We start from the raw sequence: 16014 nt of genomic DNA, 5'->3' as shown, positions 1-16014 counted from the left end.
ACGCGGGCACGTCCAGCGCGGCGAGAACACGGGTATGCGTGTCGTCATCGTGACCGAATCCTTTCCCCCCGATGTGAACGGCGTGGCCCACTGCGCGCTCCAGACCGCCCGGCACCTCGTGGATCGCGGTCATCATCCGCTCGTCGTCGCGCCGGCCACCTCGGCCGGTCCCGGGCCCGACGCCGAGTCGCCGTGCCCCGTCATCCGTGTCCCCTCCCTACCGCTCCCGGGCTACCCCCAGGTCCGCGTCGCCCTCCCCAGCCGACGCGTCGCCGCGGCCATCACCGAACACCGCGCCGACATCGTGCACCTGGCCAGCCCCTTCATCCTCGGCGTCCGCGGCATGGCCGCCGCCGCGCGGCTCGGCATCCCCGCCGTCGCCGTCTACCAGACCGACCTCGCCGGATACGCCCGTACGTACGTCGGTGCGGGCGAGGCCACCGCCTGGCGGCGCATCCGCTCCGTCCACGCGGCCGCCGACCGCACCCTCGCGCCCTCCAGCGCGGCCCTGGGCGACCTGGAGGCACACGGCGTGCCCCGGGTCAGGCTCTGGCCGCGGGGCGTGGACACCGAGCGTTTCCGCCCCGAGTACCGGGACGAGGCGCTGCGCCGCGAACTCGCCCCGAACGGCGAACTGATCGTCGGCTACGTCGGCCGGCTCGCCCCCGAGAAGCAGATCGAACTCCTCGCCGGAACCTGCGGTCTGCCGGGCGTCCGTGTCGTGGTCGTCGGCGACGGGCCCAGCCGACCGCACCTCGACGAGGCACTTCCGGGCGCGGTCTTCCTCGGCCGGCGTACCGGAGACGAGCTCGCCCGTATCTTCGCCTCGTTGGACATATTCGTGCACACCGGACCTTTTGAGACCTTCTGTCAGACCGTCCAGGAAGCCATGGCCAGCGGCGTCCCCGTCGTCGCGCCCGCCGCCGGCGGCCCGCTGGACCTGGTCGCCCACGGGCGCACCGGGTTCCTCTTCCCGCCGCGCGACGAGGCCGCCGTGACGGACGCCGTGCGGACCCTGGCCACCGATCCCGCGCTGCGCGCCGAGTACGGCACCGCCGCGCGGGCCATGGTCGAGGGCCGCACCTGGGCGGCCGTCGGCGACCAGCTGATCGCGCACTACGGCGATGTCCTCGCCGCGCGCAAGGTGGTGGTGGCGGCATGAACACCGCCGCGCTGCGGATCGTCCGCCTCGCCAACTTCGTGGCCCCCTCCTCCGGGGGGCTGCGCACCGCCCTGCGCGAGCTGGGCAAGGGCTTCAAGGAGGCCGGGCACGATCCGGTCCTCATCGTGCCCGGCGAGCGCCACACCGACCGCGAGACCGAGCAGGGCAGGGTCATCACCCTGCCCGGGCCGCTCCTCCCCGGCACGGGCGGCTACCGCGTCCTCGCCGACAAGCGGCGCGTGGCCACCCTCCTGGAACAACTCGCCCCGGACCGCCTGGAGGTCTCCGACCGTACGACCCTGCGCTGGACCGGCAAATGGGCCAGGCGGGCCCGCGTCCCCGCCGTGATGGTGTCCCACGAGACCGCCGACGGAGTCCTGCGCACCTGGGGCCTGCCGGAGAACATGTCCCGGCGCACCGCCGACGCCCTCAACGTCCGTACGGCGCACACCTACGCGCGCGTGGTGTGCACCACGGAGTTCGCCGAGCGGGAGTTCGTCCGCATCGGCGCCCGCAACGTCGTACGGGCTCCGCTGGGCGTCGACCTGGTGGGGCGCAGTCCGGCGCTGCGGGACCCGGTGGTGCGCGCGGAGTACGCGCGCATGGACCAGGTTCTGCTGGTGACCTGCACCAGGCTCTCCGTGGAGAAGAAGCCCGGCACGGCGCTCGACGCCCTGGAGGCGCTGGTACGGCGCGGGCGGCGGGCGGTCCTCGTGGTCGCCGGGGACGGGCCGCTGCGGGCCCGGCTCGAACAGCGGGCGCGGGAGCGCGGGTTGCCGGTCGTCTTCCTCGGGCACGTCTCCGACCGGCGGCTGCTCGGCGCGCTCCAGGCCTCCGCCGACGTGTGCCTGGCACCCGGGCCCGCCGAGACCTTCGGGCTCGCCGCGCTGGAGGCCATGGCCTGCGGCACGCCCGTGGTGGCCAGCGCCTCGTCCGCACTCCCCGAGGTGATCGGCTCCGCCGGTGCCACGGCCGCGGACAACGGCAGGGCCTTCGCGGACGCCGTGGACATGCTCCTCGAACGCTCCGAGGTGGAGCGCCGCGAGATCGCACGCGCGCGTGCGGAGTGTTTCGGCTGGCACACGGCGGTCGACGCGTTCCTCGCGGCCCACGACGCGGATGTTCCGGTTCGGCGGTTCGTGCCCGGAGGCGTGGCATGAGAACGGTCCGTTTCGTCGCCCTCGGTGACTCGCTCACCGAGGGCGTGGGCGATCCCGTCGGCGAGGCGTGGCGCGGTTGGGCCGCGCTGCTCGCCGGCGGGCTGGCCGAACAGCCCGAGGGGTCCGTGGAGTTCACGAACCTGGCGGTGAGCGGGGCGCAGACGCGGGACGTGCTGGAACGGCAGACTCCGGCCGGGCTCGCCCTGAACCCGGACGTCGTGTCGGTCGTCATAGGCGTCAACGACACCCTGCGCTGCACCTTCGACATCCAGGCCGTGGCCGCCCGCCTCGACGAGGTCTACGCGGCCTTCACGGCGCAGGGCGCGACCCTCCTCACGGCCTGTCTGCCCGACCCGGGCGCGATGCTCGGCCTCCCGGGCGCGCTGGCCCGCCCGCTGGCCCGACGGCAGCGAGCCGTCAACACCGTGGTGCACGCGCTCTCGGAGCGGTACGGGGCCGTTCATCTGCACGCGGCGGAGGGAGAGTGGATCATGGGCCGCGAGATCTGGAGCGCGGACCGGCTGCACCCCAGTGAGCGGGGGCACCGCCAACTGGCGCTGCGTTTCCACGCGTTGCTCACCGAGGAGGGCGTGGCCTCGGGGGTCGCGCCGTCGCCCGAGCCCGAGTTCCCGGTGCCCACCAGGTCGGCCAGCCTGCTGTGGCTGGCGACCGCGGGCACCGGGTGGGTGGCCCGCCGCTGCACCGACCTGCTGCCGCAGCTCCTGAGGCTGGCCGCCGACGAGATGCGCCACCGCGCGCGGGGCACCAGCGCACGCCTCGACCTGAGCGCGTCCCACGCCGTGTCGATGGCGCTGGCCTCGCTGTCGGTGCAGCAGGAGCAGCCGGACGCCGCATAGGGCGTCCGGGGCCTCAGCGGCGGCGTACGGCCACGAAACGGACCGGGGTTCCGGGCGCCGCCTGAGCGGCCGCCGGGAGGTCCGAGGGGCGGACGACGGCGATCACCGGGTACCCGCCGGTGGTCGGGTGGTCGGCGAGGAACACCACCGGGCGGCCGTCCGGTGGCACCTGGACGGCACCGAGGACCATGCCCTCGCTGGGGAGTTCACCGGTAAGGGCCCGCTCCAGGGCGGGCCCCTCGGTGCGCAGCCCGATGCGGTTGCTCGCCGAGGACACCCGGTACACGCGGGACGTGAACGTGCCTACGGCCTCCGGTGTGAACCAGTCGTCGCGGGGGCCCAGGGTCACCCGCAGGACGAGTTCGACCGGGGGGCGCGGCTGCGGGGCGACGTCCACGCACGCGTAGGGGCTCATCGGGGAACCCAACGGCAGTATGGCGCCGTTCGTGAGCGGCGCCGGACCGAGCCCGGACAACAGGTCCGTGGAGCGGCTGCCGAGTACCGGCTCCACGCCGACGCCACCGGCGAAGGCGACGTAGGACCGCACTCCGGAGACGGCCGCCCCGATGTCCAGGAGCGCGCCGGCGCGCACATGCACGGGGGCGCCCCAGGCGACGGGCCGTCCGTCCACCGTGACCGGGCAGGGGGCGCCCCCGACGGCCACGAGGATCGTTGAACGAGGCCGTACGGCACAGCCGTTGAGGGTCGTCTCCAGGACGGCCGCCTCGGGTGGATTGCCGACCAGCCGGTTGACGAGCGCCGCGGCGGGCCCGTCGAGCGCCCCGGAGCGCGGCACCCCCAGGTGCGCGTGTCCGGGCCGTCCCAGGTCCTGCACCGTCGTCAGCGCCCCGGCCCGTACGACGGCGACCGCACGGTCCGTCATGCGTCCGCCACCGGGACGAAGCGCACGCGCGTGCCCGGCGACAGCAGCGCGGCCGGCTCGCGTGCGGTGTCCCACAGGACCGCGTCCGTCGTGCCGATCAGCTGCCAACCGCCGGGCGAGGCACGCGGGTACACGCCGGTGTACGGGCCCGCAAGGCCCACGGCACCGGCGTGGACGGCCGTGCGCGGGGTGGCCCGGCGCGGGACGTCGTAGCGGGCCGGGAGGCCGGTGAGGTAGCCGAAGCCGGGGGCGAACCCGCAGAAGGCGACGCGGAACTCGGTGGCCGCGTGGATGCGGGCCACCTCCCGCTCGGGGACGCCCCACAGCGCGGCGACGTCGGCGAGGTCCGGGCCGTCGTAGCGCACCGGGAGTTCGACCACCTCACGCGCGCGTGGGGGAGCGGGGGGTACCTCGGAGGTGGTGAGTTCGGAGGCCAGCCGGGCCGGGTCGTCGAGGCCGTCGAGGAGGACCGTGCGGGCGGCGGGGACGATCTCGCGGACGCTGAGCAGGCCCTCCGCGCGGCGGCGCAGCAGCTCCGCGTGGACGGCCTGGGCCTCCTCCCCGGAGGCGACCTCGACGAGCAGCGCGCTGTCGCCGACGGGCAGCGCCCTCATGCGAACGCCTCCACCCGGACACCCGACTCCAGGAGTCTCGCGCGGACCCGGCGGGCCAGGTCGACCGCGCCGGGCGTGTCCCCGTGCAGGCACAAGGAGCGGGCCCGTACCTCGATACGCGTCCCGGAGAGCGCGTCTACCGTCCCGGAGCGGGCCAGTCTCAGCGAGCGCTCCACGACGGCCTCGGGGTCGGTGACCACCGCGCCGTCCCGGCCGCGCGGTACGAGGGTGCCCTCGTCGGTGTACGCGCGGTCCGCGAACGCCTCCGTGACGGCCGGCAGCCCCGCCTTCGCGGCCAGGTCGAGTACGACCGAACCGGGCAGTCCGAGCACGGGCAGCGAGGCGTCGGCCAGGAGCACGCCCTCGATCACCGCGGCGGCCTGCTCCGGGTCGTGCACCACCCGGTTGTAGAGCGCGCCGTGCGGCTTGACGTACGACACGCGCGTGCCCGCCGCCCGGGCGAAGACCTCCAAAGCGCCGATCTGGTACGCCACTTCGGCCGCCAGCTCGGCGGACGGCACGTCCATCGCGCGCCGCCCGAACCCCGCCAGGTCCCGGTAGGACACCTGGGCGCCGACCCGTACCCCGCGCTCGGCCGCCAGCTCGCACACCCGCCGCATGGTGACCGGGTCCCCTGCGTGGAAGCCGCAGGCCACGTTGGCGCTGGTGACGACGGACAACAGCTGTTCGTCGTCGGTGAGATGCCAGCGGCCGAAGCCCTCGCCGAGGTCGGCGTTCAGATCGATCATCATCTCTCCTGGTCAGGCGACGCGGTACTGCTCGTCGCGGGCGTCGGTGACGAACATCTGGCCCGGCGCGTGCGTGATCGCGAACGGCGGGCGGGACGCCATCACCGCGGCCTGCGGGGTCACTCCGCAGGCCCAGAACACCGGGATGTCGTCCGGTGCCGCGTCCACCGGATCACCGAAGTCCGGCCAGCCGAGGTCCTCGATGCCGAGCCCTGAAGGATCGCCGCAGTGTACGGGGCTGCCGTGCACCGCCGGGAGCAGCGCGGTCTCCCGGATCGCCGTCGCCAGGTGCTCCGGGGGCACCGGGCGCATCGACACGACCATCGGGCCGTGCAGCCGCCCCGCAGGGCGGCACGGGCGGCTCGTCACGTACATCGGGACATTGCGGCCCTGCTCGATGTGCCGGATCGGGACGCCCGCCTCGCTCAGCGACCACTCGAAGGTGAAGCTGCAGCCGATCAGGAACGACACCAGGTCCTCGCGCCAGTACGCCCGCACGTCGGTCGGCTCGTCCGTCAACTCGCCGTCCCGCCACACCCGGTAGCGCGGTAGATCGGTGCGCAGATCCGCGCCGTCGGCCAGCACCGTCTCCCAGGAGCCGGCGTCCGTGACGTCGAGCACCGGACAGGGCTTCGGGTTGCGCTGGCAGAACAGCAGCATGTCGTAGGCCCAGTCGGCGGGCACCGAGATCAGGTTGACCTGGGTGTGGCCCGCCGCGACCCCGGCCGTGGGACCCGTCAGCCCGGCCCGGAACCGGGCCCGGGCGGAACGCGGGCTCCACGCGTGCGCGTGCTCGTCGACGAGGGTCAGGGGACGGTCCTCCGTGCGGTTCACGCCAGTTCCTTTCCGCGGGTCTCCGGCAGTCCCAGGAGCGCCAGCGCCGCGATGCCGTAACCGATGGCCCCGAAGACGAGCGCTCCGCCCACACCCCAACTGTCGGCCAGGAAGCCCACCAGGGTCGGGAAGACGGCGCCCACCGCGCGGCCCGTGTTGTACGTGAAGCCCTGTCCCGTGCCGCGCACCGCCGTCGGATACAGCTCGCTCAGGTACGAGCCGAAGCCGCTGAAGATCGCCGACATGCAGAACCCGAGCGGGAAACCGAGCACCAGGAGAAGGGTGTTGGCGCCGCTGGGAATGTGCGTGTACGCCAGGATGCAGACCGCCGAGAGCAGCGCGAAGAGCCAGATGTTGCGCTTGCGGCCCAGCACGTCGGTGAGATAGCCACCGGTCAGATAGCCCAGGAAGGCGCCGGAGATCAGGAAGGTCAGATAGCCGCCGGTGCCGACGACCGACAGGCCGCGCTCCGTCTTGAGGTACGTCGGCACCCAGGTGGCGAGGGTGTAGTAGCCGCCCTGGACGCCGGTGGAGAGCAGGCCCGCGAAGACCGTCGTGCGCAGCAGGCCCGGGGACTCGGCCGTGCCCGGCTTGAAGATCGCCGCGAACGACCCCTTCTGGGGGTTCTGCTCGCGGGCGGCCGTCGCCTCCGGGGCGTCGTGCACCCGGCGCCGCACCCAGAGCACCAGGAACGCGGGCAGTGCGCCGGTCCAGAACATCACCCGCCAGGCCAGGTCGTCGCCGAGGAACGAGAAGACCAGCGTGTAGACGACCGCCGCCAGCGCCCAGCCCACCGCCCAGGAACTCTGGACCGCGCCGAGCGTACGGCCGCGGTGCTTCGCGCTCGCGTACTCGGCGACCAGGATCGCGCCGACCGCCCACTCACCGCCGAAACCGAGCCCCTGGAGGGCGCGGAACACCAGCAGGGTCTCGTAGTTGGGCGCGAAGCCGCAGGCCACCGTGAAGACGGCGTAGGTGATCACCGTGATCATCAGGGCCTTGACGCGGCCGACCCGGTCGGCGAAGACGCCCGCCACGGCGCCGCCGACCGCCGAGACGACCAGCGTGACCGTGGTGAACAGGCCGGTCTGGCCGCTGTCCAGGCCGAAGTACGCGGCCAGCGCCACCATGCTCAGCGGCAGCGTGAAGTAGTCGTAGGAGTCCAGGGCGTAGCCGCCGAACGCGCCGGCGAAGGCGCGGCGGCCGTTCGGACCGAGCGCGCGCAGCCAGGCCAACGCGCCGTCGTCGGCGGTGAGTTCATCCGTGTCCGGATGTACGCCGGTGACCGGGGCCTGAGGTGGAGGGGTCGTGCTCATGGGCACCTCGCAGAGGGAGGACGGAGGGTGCTGGGACTGAGCCGTGCCGTGCGGAAGCCGTGGGCGCCGGGGTGAGCGGGTGGCGCCATGAGAAGCAAAGTAGAGGATCGTTGAACAATCCTTCAAGAGGCATGTTGTTTCGTTCTTGTATCTGCGGTTGAATTCCGGGCATGGCAGAGCAGCTGGCGGGACTGGCAGACGACCGCGCCCTCCTGGGCCGTACGAGCACCGCGGAACGCGTCTCGGACATCCTCAGGAGCCGCATCGCGGACGGCTATTTCCCGCCGGGCACCCGGCTCTCGGAGGACAGCATCGGCGGGGCGCTCGGTGTGTCGCGCAACACACTCCGCGAGGCGTTCCGGCTGCTCACCCATGAGCGGCTGCTCGTCCACGAGTTGAACCGGGGCGTCTTCGTCCGGGTCCTGAGCATCGAGGACGTCGAGGACATCTACCGCACCCGCCGCCTCGTCGAGTGCGCCGTCGTCCGCGGACTGGGCGAACCGCCGTACGCCCTCGAACAGCTCGCCGCGGCCGTGACGGAGGGGCAGGTGGCTTCCGTCGAAGATGACTGGAAAGGAGTGGGTACGGCCAACATCCACTTCCACAGGGAACTCGTCGCCCTCGCCGGCACCGCCCGCACCAACGAACTCATGCGCAGCGTCTTCGCCGAACTCCGGCTCGCCTTCCACCTCGTGGACGACCCGAAGGCGCTCCACGAGCCGTACCTCCAGCGCAACCGCCTGATCCTCCAGGCACTCCAGGCGAACGACCCCGCCGAGGCCGAGAAACTGCTCGCGGTCTACCTCGACGACTCGCTCGAACGGGTCGTCAACGCATACCGCAACCGGGTCGGCGAGGACGGCACGGCGGCCGACTGAGGACGGCACGGCGCTCGACCGACTCGCACACGCGGCTGGGGCGGTAGTCGCTTCTGCGTCGTTTGGGTCGTTGTCAGACCGAGGACCTAGTCTGTGCACCGTGACTTCGCCTGCATCGACGGACAGCGTTCCGCCCCAGTTCAGCGCGGGGCCGCGCCCCGCCCCGGGCCCGGCCGCCGACGAGGGACTGGCGCGGCGCCTGCGCGCGCTCGCCTGCACCGCGCCGCTGCACGACCTCGACGCACGCAAGGCGAATCTCGCGGGCGAGTACTCGGTCTACGGCATGGCCGAGGTGGCCCTCGCCGCCATCGACCTCGTCACCCTCAACATGGACTTCGACACCGGCGCGGACCACGACCAGATAGTGGCCAGGCTCATCCCGCGCATCGCCGCCCAGGCCCCGCAGCGCCCCGTCGTCGAGCACGAGCGCGTGGCCCGCTGGGTCCTGGAGAACCTGATCAACGTCGGCAGCGTCGACCGCGGCTTCCGCACGGTCTACGGCACGTTCGCCCAGGACGGCACGTATGTGCGCCGCGACTACGACTTCAAGCTGATCGAAGAGGTCCCCGGCTACGGGGGCAGCGTCTACCTCCGTACGACCGACGAGGCCGTCAATGTCCTCGTGGGGGCCCTCGACACCGACGTCACCAGTGCGCAGATCGCCGCCGAGGTGAAGCTGGAGGTGCTGATCAGCCGCGGCCGGCTCGCCGACGCGCAGCTCGCCGCGGAGCAGGCCCGGTACCGGACCGTGCAGTACTCGGAGACGCTCCGGCGCGCGCTGGACGCCACGCGGCGCAACGTCCGCGCGGTGGACTGGCTCAATACCGTGCCGGACATGATCGCCGAGGCCCTCGACCATGTCGCCGATCGGTATCGCCACGAGAACGCGATCCTGACCAATATCCGCAAGGCCCGTGACGAGTCCGAGGACGCCGAACAGAAGCGGCGGGCGGCCGAGTTGGTCGACATCGTCAAGGACTGCATCCGGCGGCACACGCAGCTTCAGTCGCGTCTTCTGGAGGCCGGGCCGCTGTTCCGTGCGGAGCAGGATCGGCAGGCCTTCGCCACACCGATGACGACCTCGGGGATCGATCTCTACGGGCATCTCGTCTCGCCCGTTCTGCCGTTGCCCCTGGAGCAGGCGATCCGGGTCACTGACGCGTTCTTCGCTCGCGGGACCGGGCTGCGCACGCCGGTGTCCGTTCGGGTGGGGGATCTGGTCGACATACTGCTCACACCGCCTGCCGAGCGGGAGCATCTTGGGGCGGAGATGCCTGAGCCGGATCTCATCGCCACGCCGGATGACAGTCGGTTCAGCGAGGAGCAGCTGGCTGCGGCCATGGAGTTGCTCGATCTGCCCGCGGATGCGCCTCGGCGGTTGTCGGGGTTGCTTGCGGATGCGCGGCGGCGGGATCCCGAACTTCCTTATCTGGTGGCTTTGTTGGCTGTGCATGCGGCCAGTCCGCCCGTTGGTACGGCTTATCGGCAGGGGGAGCCGAAGTTGTTGTTCGCCGTGGATGACGGGGTTGAGCTGGACGATCCGGAGTTCGGTGGGGCCGATCTGATTGTTGGGATGGCCCTTTTGGACGCCGTAGGGATGGCTGCGGGGCGGAGTGAGGCGTCGTGATGGGTCGGTCGTTGTTCGGGTGCGCGTCTGTTGTGGCTGGTCGCGCCGTTCCCCGCGCCCCTTTCGGGGCGCTTGGTCTCACCCTCGTTCTTAAGTTCAAGGAGTTGTCGTCGTGAGTGAGCACGTCGAATGGAGTGAGCCGGAGGTTGCCGCCGCGCCGGTGACTGCCGTCATTACGCCCGCCGACGCCGCCGACGCGGCTCGGCTCGTCGCGTTTGGGTTGCAGCCCAAACTGCAGCCCGCGCGGGATCAGGAGTACGCGGAGTTGCTCCGCCGATACCGGGAGGATCCGCCGTTTGCCCGGCTTGCCGATGCCGTGGCCGCCGGGCTTGGGCTGGTCGTGCTGGAGGTGTCCCCGCGCGCGGGGATGGCCGTGACCGCCGCCGAGGACTCGGTGTTCGCCGTGCGGATGGGGGACTACGCGCGTCGTACGGCTGCCGACTCCGGGGACCGGTTCCTCCATGGGCTCGCGCACCTTGCCGTCGCCGCCATGGCGTTTCCGCGGCCCGAGGATCTTGCCGACGACGGGTACATCGGGCGCGTCACGGTCAACGGGGTCGACGCCTTCGTACGGCAGGCCTGTCGGCGGCTGGAGGAGCGGGCCGACGAGCAGGGCATGAACACCGATCCGGCCACCGACGCGCCCGGTCTGGAGGCCGCCTGGCGGATCTGGGTCAGACGCAGCGCGACCGGAGCCACCAAGGACGCCCGGAGACTGGCCGGTTCGACCACCGGCATCGTCGGCAAGGCGGCCGCCTTCCTCACCGACTCCGGGTTCCTGCAGCGCACCGGCGACGACAACGGCGGGACCTACCGCACGACCGCCCGCTATCAGCTCCAGGTGCGTGACATGGCCGGAAGTGCCGCCATGGCCGAGCTGCTGGAGCTGGGCGTCGTCCCGGTCACCGACGGCACCGCCAGCCTGTTGCCCGCCGAGGACACCGAGGACCTGGAGCTGGTGGCCGACGCCGGGCTGCCGTTCCACTCCTGAGATCCCTCAGCTCCTGAGGTTCCTCAACTCCCCCCACCTGCCGAAGACTTACGACGAGAGTCCGCCATGTACGAGCTGTCCCGGGTCCGCCTCTACTCCATCGGGCCCGCCGGTGCGCGCTACGCCGACACCGTGCTTGACCTGCGAGGCGTGGGCCAGCCCGTGCCCGATCCCGCGCCCACCCAGGCGGAGTTCTTCGAGGACGAGCCCGTCGGCCCGCCGCGCCGCCCCGCGCCCGCCGGTGTGCTCTTCCTGGAGAACGGCGGCGGCAAGTCCGTCCTGCTCAAGCTGATCTTCTCCGTGATGCTGCCGGGACATCGCAACACCCTTGGCGGCGCGAGTTCCGGTGTGCTGCGCAAATTCCTCCTCGCGGACGACTGCGGCCACGTCGCCCTGGAGTGGCAGCACACGCTGACCGGAGAGTGCGTGGTGGTGGGCAAGGTCAGCGAGTGGCGGGGGCGTCAAGTCTCCAACGACCCGCGGAAGTTCGCCGAGGCCTGGTACTCGTTCCGGCCCGGGCCGGGGCTGAGCCTGGACAACCTCCCTGTCGCCGAGGCCACTTCCGTACGGCCGCCCGTCGAGGGTGCGTCCGGTGCCCAGGGGCGTCGGCGCACGATGAAGGGCTTCCGGGACGCCATCACCGAGGCGGGCAAGGCGTATCCGTACCTCGAAGTGCACTGGGAGGAGATCCACGACCGCTGGATCGAGCACCTCGGCGACCTGGGCCTCGACCCCGAACTCTTCCGCTACCAGCGGGAGATGAACGCCGACGAGGGCGAGGCCGCCGGTCTCTTCGCGGTCAAGAAGGACTCCGACTTCACCGACCTGCTGCTCCGCGCGGTCACCGACACCCGGGACACCGACGGGCTCGCCGACCTGGTCGGCGGCTTCGGCAACAAGCTGGGGCGGCGGGCCGAACTGATCGCCGAGCGGGACTTCACGGCAGGTTCCGTGGACCTGCTCGGCCGGATCGTCGAGGCCGCCGAGGCGCGGGCACGCGCGCGTGACATCCACGCCGGCGCCGAGCGCCGTACCCGTACCCTGGCGCGACGGCTGTCCGCGCGGGGCGCGCAGGAGCGGGTGCGGGCCGCCGACCTCGCCCAGCGGGTCACCGCCGCCGCGTACGCCGTCACGCACGCCGAGGGGGCGCGGGAGCGCAGCGCGCTGATCGCCGCCGAACTGGCTTACCGGCACGCCTCGTTGGCGCTCGCCACGATGGAGAAGTCCGCCGCCGCGCAGAAGCGCGAACTGGCCGACGCCCGCACGCTGCACGCCGCCTGGCAGGCCGCCGAGGCGGTGCTACGGCACCGGGCCGCCGCCGACCGCTCCGCGCGCGTGGCCGTCGCGATCCGCGAGGCCGAACGGGACGCCGCACCGGCGCTCGCCGCCCGCGCCAAGGCCGCCGTCGATCTCGTACGGGCCCTGCACTCGGCCGCCGAGAGCGCCGAGAACCTCGCCAACGAGGGCGAGGAGCGTTCCGCCGCGCTCCAGGAGGTCGGCGAGACCTCGCACCGGGACGCGACCTCCGCCGCCACCGAGGCGCAGCGCGCCCGCAGCGAGGTCGGGCATCTGCGCCAGCGCCTGTCCGAGGTCGAGCAGGAGACCGCCGAGGCGGTGCGCGCCGGCTGGCTCGACGACAGCGCCCCGGACGCCGACCCGGCCCGCGCGGCCCTCGCCGCGAGCGATGCCGAGAAGACCGCCGTGGCCTCCTGGGACACCGCACGCGAGGCATCCCGCCGCGCCTCCGAGCATGCGCGTGAGGCTGCTTCCGCCGAGTCCCGCGCGGAGTTGACGGCGGCACGCGCGTCAGATGCCGCCACCGCCGCCGAGCGGACTTATGACGCCGAGCGGCGCCTCGCCGAGGGACTGGCGGGGGAGGAGCGGCTTGCGGAGCTGCTCAGCTTGCCTGGTGCGGGTGGTGCCGCAGGCGGTAGCGGTAGCGGTGGTGTGCCCGTGCCGCGTGGTGCGGGCGGTGAGCGCGCGGGCGACGGGGCTGCGACGGGACAGGGTGACGCCACAGCCGTAGGCAGCGCCAGCCAGGGCGCTGACGGCGTCGCGGGCACGCGCTCGGGTTCCGCCGGTCACGGTGACGGTGCCGAGTCGGACGCACGCACCGGTGCTTCGGCCAACGGCCTTGCCGCAAGCGGCCGTTCCGCCGCCAATGTCTCCTCGGTGGCCCGCACCGGTACCGCCAAGCCCGCCCGCCCCCTCGCCGAAGGCCCCCTCACCCCCGAGGAACTCGACCGCTTCGCCGACGAGTTGCGGGAGCTGCTCGACGACGGGGTCTCCTCCGCCGAGCGGCACCTCTTCGACCTGCGTACCGCCGCCGCCGACGACTCCCGGATTCTCGGGGCGCTCGGTGACGGCGGGCTGCTGCCTCCCGGCCCGGACGTGCTGGCCACCGTGGAGTACCTCGGTGAGCACGGCATTCCCGCGCTGCCCGGCTGGCGTTATCTCGCCCAGGCCGTCGACCCCACCGACCACGCGCGCGTGCTCGCCGCCCGGCCCGAGCTGGTCGACGGCGTGATCATCACCGACCCGGACACGCATGCGCGTGCCCGTGAGGCCCTCAACGACGCGGCCCTGCTGCCCCGGTCCGCCGTGGCCGTCGGCACGGCCGCCGCGCTCCTCGCCCCCACTCCGGCGCCCGACGCGCAGACCAGCGACGTCTTCCTCGTACCGCCGAACCCGGCCATGCACGACGAGCACGCCGCCGACGAGGAGCGGCAGGCGCTGCGCGCGCGGGCGGGGCAGCGGGACGAGGAGATCCGTACGCTCGCCGCGCGGCTGGGCAAGGACCGGGAGCTGGCGGCGCGGCTCGCGTCCTGGCGCACCGGCTGTCCGAGCGGGCGGCTGGTCGAGCTGGCGCAGGCCGCGCGGGACACGCGCGCGTTCGCCGAGGAGGCCGAGGCCGAGCTCGCCGAGGCGCGGAGTGTGCGGGCCGAGGCCGACGAGACCGCCGCGGAGGCTGCCCAGGTGCGTGACGAGCGGCAGGACGCCGCGCAGAAGGCCCGGCGCGCCGCCGACGCGCTCGCCGGACTCGCCTTCCGGTTGCGGGAACGCGCCGGCTGGCAGGTCAAACTGCGTGAACTCGCCGACGAGGCAGCCGAGTCGGAGGCCCGCGCCCAGTCCTGCCTGGAGCGCGCCCGCGCCGCCGACGAGGACCGCCGCGCCGCCCAGCGCGCCGCCGACGACGCCCGCCGTACGGCCCGTGCGCTGCGCGCCGAGCGCTCCGAGATCGCGGGCGCCCCCGACGACGTACCGGAAGACGACCCGGACGCCCCCAAGCCCGCGCTGGCCGCCCTCCGGGAGGCCTATCGGGCCGCTTCGCAGCTCTACGAGAAGGTCGGCGTCGGCGCCGATCTGCGGGCCGAGCAGGCGCGGGCGGAGAGCGACGAGAGCGCGGCGATCGCGGAGTTGGACCGGCTCAGCAACAAGGTCCGCACGCGCGCGGCGCAGTTGCTGGAGTCGCCCGACGGCTCCGACGGGCCGTCCCGGCAGGCCGCCGCAGCCCGTGCCGAAGAGCTGGTGCAGCTGCTGGAGACCCGAGTGTCGACCGCGAGCGAACAGCTCGGGCGGCTGCGCGGCGAGGCCGAGCGGCACGCGCCCGAGGACGGCGAGGCGCACACCGAGCTGGCCGAGGAACTCGTCCCGCGCGACGCCGAGCACGCCCAGGCCCTGCTGCGCACGGCGACGGCCGAACTCGGCTCCCGCACCGACGCGTTGGGCCAGGCCCGCGAGGCGCACGCCGAACTCCTCGACGCCCACCGCGCCGCAGAGGACGGGGCCGGCGGTTTCGACGAGACCGCCGCGATGCTCCGGGACCTGATGCGCGAGCACTCCTCGGACGAGGAGCAGGAGGAGCCCGAGCCGTACCCGGGCAGCGTGGAGGAGGCCCGGCACTCCGCCGCCGAGGCCCGCCGCTCGCTGCGCGGCTGCGCCACCGACCTGTCCGCCGCTGAGGCCGCCGTACGGGAGGCGAGCGATGTGCTGGTGCGGCACGCCAACTCCACGCGCTACGAGCAGGTACGGACCCCCGCGCGGCAGCAGATCCGCGAGCTGCCCGCGTCCGCGCTGCCCGAGCACGCGCAGAAATGGGCCGACGCCTTCGCGCCCCGACTCCGGGTCCTCACCGACGAGTTGGCGCAGCTGGAGCGCAACCGGGACTCGATCGTGGACCGGCTCCGCGGGCTCGTCGAGTCGGCGCTGGCGACCCTGCGGTCCGCGCAGCGGCTGTCCCGGCTGCCCGAGGGGCTCGGCGAGTGGTCCGGGCAGGAGTTCCTGCGGATCCGCTTCGAGGAGCCCGACCAGGCCACGCTCACCGAGCGGCTCGGTGTGGTCGTCGACGAGGCGACCCAGGCCGCCGTGAAGAAGAACTCCGACATGCGGCGCGACGGAATGTCCCTGCTGCTGCGGGGAGTTGGCGCGGCCCTTGAGCCCAAGGGTGTCGCCGTCGAGATCCTCAAGCCGGACGCCGTCCTGCGTGCCGAGCGTGTGCCGGTCGGGCAGATGGGCGACGTGTTCTCCGGCGGTCAGCTGCTCACCGCGGCCATCGCCCTGTACTGCACGATGGCCGCGCTGCGCTCCAACGACCGGGGCCGTGACAAGCGCCGGCACGCCGGCACGCTCTTCCTCGACAACCCCATCGGGCGGGCCAACGCGACCTACCTGCTGGAGCTGCAGCGCGCCGTGTCCGACGCGCTCGGTGTCCAACTCCTGTACACCACCGGCCTGTTCGACACCACGGCACTGGCCGAGTTCCCGCTGGTCATCCGGCTGCGCAACGACGCCGACCTCAGGGCGGGCCTGAAGTACATCAGCGTGGAGGAGCACCTCCGGCCGGGCCTGCCGCAGCAGGCCCCCGCCGGAGAGGGTGAGTCGGTGCACAGCGAGATCACGGCGACCCGGATGTTCAAGCGTCCGGCGCCGACCGCTCCGTAGCG

Annotated in this window: 12 protein-coding genes; 7 read left to right on the top strand and 5 right to left on the bottom strand. The window is 73.1% G+C overall.

The annotated features are described in order from the left end of the window. Positions 1 to 34 precede the first annotated feature (34 nt). The 3 genes from ACGFY9_RS42695 to ACGFY9_RS42685 are packed head-to-tail and all read left to right on the top strand — an operon-like array spanning position 35 to position 3179. Positions 35 to 1162 carry a glycosyltransferase family 4 protein gene (locus ACGFY9_RS42695; protein ID WP_393763602.1) on the top strand — a complete coding sequence of 376 codons (1128 nt, stop codon included), beginning with the start codon at positions 35 to 37 and terminating at the stop codon, positions 1160 to 1162. Next, positions 1159 to 2322 carry a glycosyltransferase gene (locus ACGFY9_RS42690; RefSeq protein WP_393763600.1) on the top strand — a complete coding sequence of 388 codons (1164 nt, stop codon included), beginning with the start codon at positions 1159 to 1161 and terminating at the stop codon, positions 2320 to 2322. The genes ACGFY9_RS42695 and ACGFY9_RS42690 overlap by 4 nt, the downstream gene beginning before the upstream one ends. Beyond that, entirely contained in the window at positions 2319 to 3179 is an 861-nt protein-coding gene (locus ACGFY9_RS42685) for an SGNH/GDSL hydrolase family protein (protein ID WP_393763598.1), read from the top strand. The genes ACGFY9_RS42690 and ACGFY9_RS42685 overlap by 4 nt, the downstream gene beginning before the upstream one ends. 13 nt (positions 3180 to 3192) lie before the next feature. Here the strand turns inward: ACGFY9_RS42685 and ACGFY9_RS42680 are convergent, their stop codons facing one another. From ACGFY9_RS42680 to ACGFY9_RS42660, 5 genes are read right to left on the bottom strand one after another with little or no spacing between them, the layout of a single operon-like run. Next, on the bottom strand, positions 3193 to 4062 hold the full coding sequence (locus ACGFY9_RS42680) for a biotin-dependent carboxyltransferase family protein (protein ID WP_393763596.1): 870 nt from the start codon (positions 4060 to 4062) through the stop codon (positions 3193 to 3195). Further along, positions 4059 to 4676, bottom strand: coding sequence for an allophanate hydrolase subunit 1 (locus ACGFY9_RS42675; protein WP_393763595.1), 618 nt, complete (start codon positions 4674 to 4676; stop codon positions 4059 to 4061). The genes ACGFY9_RS42680 and ACGFY9_RS42675 overlap by 4 nt, the downstream gene beginning before the upstream one ends. Next, a complete protein-coding gene (locus ACGFY9_RS42670) occupies positions 4673 to 5425 on the bottom strand; it encodes a LamB/YcsF family protein (protein ID WP_393763593.1) in 753 nt (250 codons plus the stop codon). Before ACGFY9_RS42670 ends, ACGFY9_RS42675 begins: the two co-directional genes overlap by 4 nt. Positions 5426 to 5437: 12 nt before the next feature. Beyond that, a complete protein-coding gene (locus ACGFY9_RS42665) occupies positions 5438 to 6259 on the bottom strand; it encodes a putative hydro-lyase (protein ID WP_393763591.1) in 822 nt (273 codons plus the stop codon). Next, the gene (locus ACGFY9_RS42660) at positions 6256 to 7575 is read right to left on the bottom strand and encodes an MFS transporter (RefSeq protein ID WP_393763589.1); all 1320 of its coding nucleotides are present in this window, start codon (positions 7573 to 7575) and stop codon (positions 6256 to 6258) included. Before ACGFY9_RS42660 ends, ACGFY9_RS42665 begins: the two co-directional genes overlap by 4 nt. Positions 7576 to 7745: 170 nt before the next feature. On the opposite strand from ACGFY9_RS42660, the gene ACGFY9_RS42655 reads away from it, so the two are divergent. The 4 genes from ACGFY9_RS42655 (at position 7746) to ACGFY9_RS42640 (ending at position 16012) form a co-directional block, all read left to right on the top strand. Then, complete coding sequence (locus tag ACGFY9_RS42655; protein WP_393763587.1) at positions 7746 to 8453, top strand: GntR family transcriptional regulator; 708 nt, start codon at positions 7746 to 7748, stop codon at positions 8451 to 8453. Positions 8454 to 8553: 100 nt separating this feature from the next. Beyond that, the gene (locus ACGFY9_RS42650) at positions 8554 to 10080 is read left to right on the top strand and encodes a hypothetical protein (protein ID WP_393763585.1); all 1527 of its coding nucleotides are present in this window, start codon (positions 8554 to 8556) and stop codon (positions 10078 to 10080) included. A gap of 112 nt (positions 10081 to 10192) precedes the next feature. Continuing rightward, positions 10193 to 11071: a hypothetical protein gene (locus ACGFY9_RS42645; RefSeq protein WP_393763583.1), complete on the top strand. Its 879-nt coding sequence runs from the start codon at positions 10193 to 10195 to the stop codon at positions 11069 to 11071. Between the two features lie 66 nt (positions 11072 to 11137). Further along, a complete protein-coding gene (locus tag ACGFY9_RS42640) occupies positions 11138 to 16012 on the top strand; it encodes a hypothetical protein (protein WP_393763581.1) in 4875 nt (1624 codons plus the stop codon). The last annotated feature ends 2 nt before the right edge of the window (positions 16013 to 16014 follow it).

It is taken from the genome of Streptomyces sp. NPDC048504 (assembly GCF_043200035.1).
In the GTDB taxonomy this organism is placed as follows: domain Bacteria; phylum Actinomycetota; class Actinomycetes; order Streptomycetales; family Streptomycetaceae; genus Streptomyces.
Note: the sequence above shows the minus strand (reverse complement) of the source record. Positions and strands in the feature narration are given on the sequence as shown.

Coding starts and splice junctions, on each gene's coding strand:
- ACGFY9_RS42695 (WP_393763602.1), top strand. CDS start 35: ATGCGTGTCGTCATCGTGACCGAATCCTTTCCCCCCGATGTGAACGGC.
- ACGFY9_RS42690 (WP_393763600.1), top strand. CDS start 1,159: ATGAACACCGCCGCGCTGCGGATCGTCCGCCTCGCCAACTTCGTGGCC.
- ACGFY9_RS42685 (WP_393763598.1), top strand. CDS start 2,319: ATGAGAACGGTCCGTTTCGTCGCCCTCGGTGACTCGCTCACCGAGGGC.
- ACGFY9_RS42680 (WP_393763596.1), bottom strand. CDS start 4,062: ATGACGGACCGTGCGGTCGCCGTCGTACGGGCCGGGGCGCTGACGACG.
- ACGFY9_RS42675 (WP_393763595.1), bottom strand. CDS start 4,676: ATGAGGGCGCTGCCCGTCGGCGACAGCGCGCTGCTCGTCGAGGTCGCC.
- ACGFY9_RS42670 (WP_393763593.1), bottom strand. CDS start 5,425: ATGATCGATCTGAACGCCGACCTCGGCGAGGGCTTCGGCCGCTGGCAT.
- ACGFY9_RS42660 (WP_393763589.1), bottom strand. CDS start 7,575: ATGAGCACGACCCCTCCACCTCAGGCCCCGGTCACCGGCGTACATCCG.
- ACGFY9_RS42655 (WP_393763587.1), top strand. CDS start 7,746: ATGGCAGAGCAGCTGGCGGGACTGGCAGACGACCGCGCCCTCCTGGGC.
- ACGFY9_RS42640 (WP_393763581.1), top strand. CDS start 11,138: ATGTACGAGCTGTCCCGGGTCCGCCTCTACTCCATCGGGCCCGCCGGT.